Source organism: Desulfotomaculum copahuensis (assembly GCF_001655685.1).
GTDB classification, from domain to species: domain Bacteria; phylum Bacillota; class Desulfotomaculia; order Desulfotomaculales; family Desulfovirgulaceae; genus Desulfotomaculum_G; species Desulfotomaculum_G copahuensis.
The window spans coordinates 1-1,507 of sequence record NZ_LYVF01000057.1 but is presented as its reverse complement, the minus strand read 5'-3'; the positions used below and the strand labels follow the sequence as shown (position 1 = coordinate 1,507).

The window sequence follows — 1,507 nt, the reverse complement described above, 5'->3', positions numbered from 1 at the left end:
TTTTTAGCCAACCTGGCTGCTTCCCGGCGTATACCGGTTTCTATCCAGACCAGCAACCGGGAGTCTTCCGCGTTAAGGACACAAGCATTGGAACCAGCCGGCAGAAAATAATCGTCAAGTGTACCGCATCATATCACCTCCCCTGTGTCGAATTTAAGTTGCCCTCTTACCCTATAAAGAGTGATTTAAGGGCCTTTTTAACAACCCTAGCGACCCGGAAAATTTATAACCGCTGCTAAAATTCATGATTGATAATTGGCAATGGCGTGCAACAGCCAATAAACCAAGTCTGAGCATGCGCCGATGTATCCAAGCTGAAGGCTGTATTTTTTGAGCAAGGGATAAATGCATAGGATCAATTGGACAAAAGCCTCCCTGTCACCGTTTTTAGCCCGCAGCACCAATACCCGAAGCCCTGGCTTTTCCTGCAAGACAATCATCCTCCCTTTGCTTTTTCGGAACCACCAAACAACCGGTCATGAACCACCTGCCAGCTTCCCATGGCAGAGGCCGCCACCAGCAAACCGTTGAGCACACAAAGCGGGATGTTTTTTACCATAAAGCTCCCGGCGGCAATATCGGCGAAAAGACGATCCCTTCAGCTACCAGCACCACCAGGCTACGGGTGGAAAACCGCTTTAAAAAGCCGAGTTCCTTGATGAAGTCAACCACCAGGACAGTCGCGGCCACCGCGCCGGCCAGGGTACCCAGCGAAGCATAAGTGAACAGGTCCTGCATTGTCATCACCTCCCGGAAAAGACAAAAAAGACCCACCACCAAATAACGGGCAGGTCAAAAAAAATACTGGCGGCGGCCGGGCTGTCATAATGCATCACACACCTTAGACCCCATGGCTTTGCGTCCCCGCTTTTCAACGGGTTTGCCTTTATCACCCATATTTACCTTGTTTAACATATATAGACGAGCCAAATACGAAATAAATTCCAAATCATTGTCAGCCGTCACACCTGGACGGCATCAATCCCGGCGCCATTCACGGATCATAGCCATATAGCCGCGAAAATAAACCCCTGATTTCTCTGGCCTGCCCGGATGCTTTTACCGAAAGCTCCAAAATCAACTCGCGCTCCGGCATGCCCTCCGGAAAATCATCGAGACAATCAGCATAGGCGATAATTAGAGCGTGCAGATGCTGCAGACACTTCAAAAGCCGTTGGCGTTTCAAGGCATTCACCCCCCGTCAAAACACGCCAGACAAAACAACCCCTTTAACCTATAAAGAGTAAACAGGAGGCCTTTTTAACAACCCCCTGTTCCAAAAAAACTTTTTCTTTACACTTTATCCGCTAATCAAAATAGCTCCAGATAACCGTATTCTTCCAGATGTGGCCGGGTTTTTGCATACCTCCCTGATCACCAACCGGCTCACTTGCTCCGGTCTGACCAGACCATACCCCCGGCCAGCCGGTTCCTTATACCGCTCCCGGGCATCCTTCCGCCGGTAACCAAGCACGTCCGCCGTACCGCGGGCATCTTCCGCGTTAAA

Annotated in this window: 4 protein-coding genes and 1 riboswitch; all 4 genes read right to left on the bottom strand. The window is 50.2% G+C overall.

The genetic code is table 11. The annotated features are described in order from the left end of the window. Nucleotides 1–242: 242 nt before the first annotated feature. On the bottom strand, nt 243–431 hold the full coding sequence (locus A6M21_RS04860) for a helix-turn-helix domain-containing protein (RefSeq protein ID WP_242868768.1): 189 nt from the start codon (nt 429–431) through the stop codon (nt 243–245). Nucleotides 432–552: 121 nt separating this feature from the next. After that, nucleotides 553–738 carry a hypothetical protein gene (locus tag A6M21_RS19070; RefSeq protein WP_066666764.1) on the bottom strand — a complete coding sequence of 62 codons (186 nt, stop codon included), beginning with the start codon at nt 736–738 and terminating at the stop codon, nt 553–555. A 68-nt stretch (nt 739–806) separates the two neighbouring features. Further along, nucleotides 807–895: riboswitch (cyclic di-GMP riboswitch) on the bottom strand. Between the two features lie 99 nt (nt 896–994). Then, nucleotides 995–1,186, bottom strand: a complete 192-nt coding sequence (locus A6M21_RS04850) for a hypothetical protein (RefSeq protein WP_066666763.1) — start codon at nt 1,184–1,186, stop codon at nt 995–997. A 114-nt stretch (nt 1,187–1,300) separates the two neighbouring features. After that, nucleotides 1,301–1,507, bottom strand: a 207-nt coding sequence (locus A6M21_RS18995; RefSeq protein ID WP_207644552.1) for a hypothetical protein, incomplete at its 5' end; no start/stop codon positions are given.

Excerpts from the sequence above, each read along its gene's own strand:
- A6M21_RS19070 (WP_066666764.1), bottom strand. The coding sequence starts at position 738 with ATGCAGGACCTGTTCACTTATGCTTCGCTGGGTACCCTGGCCGGCGCG.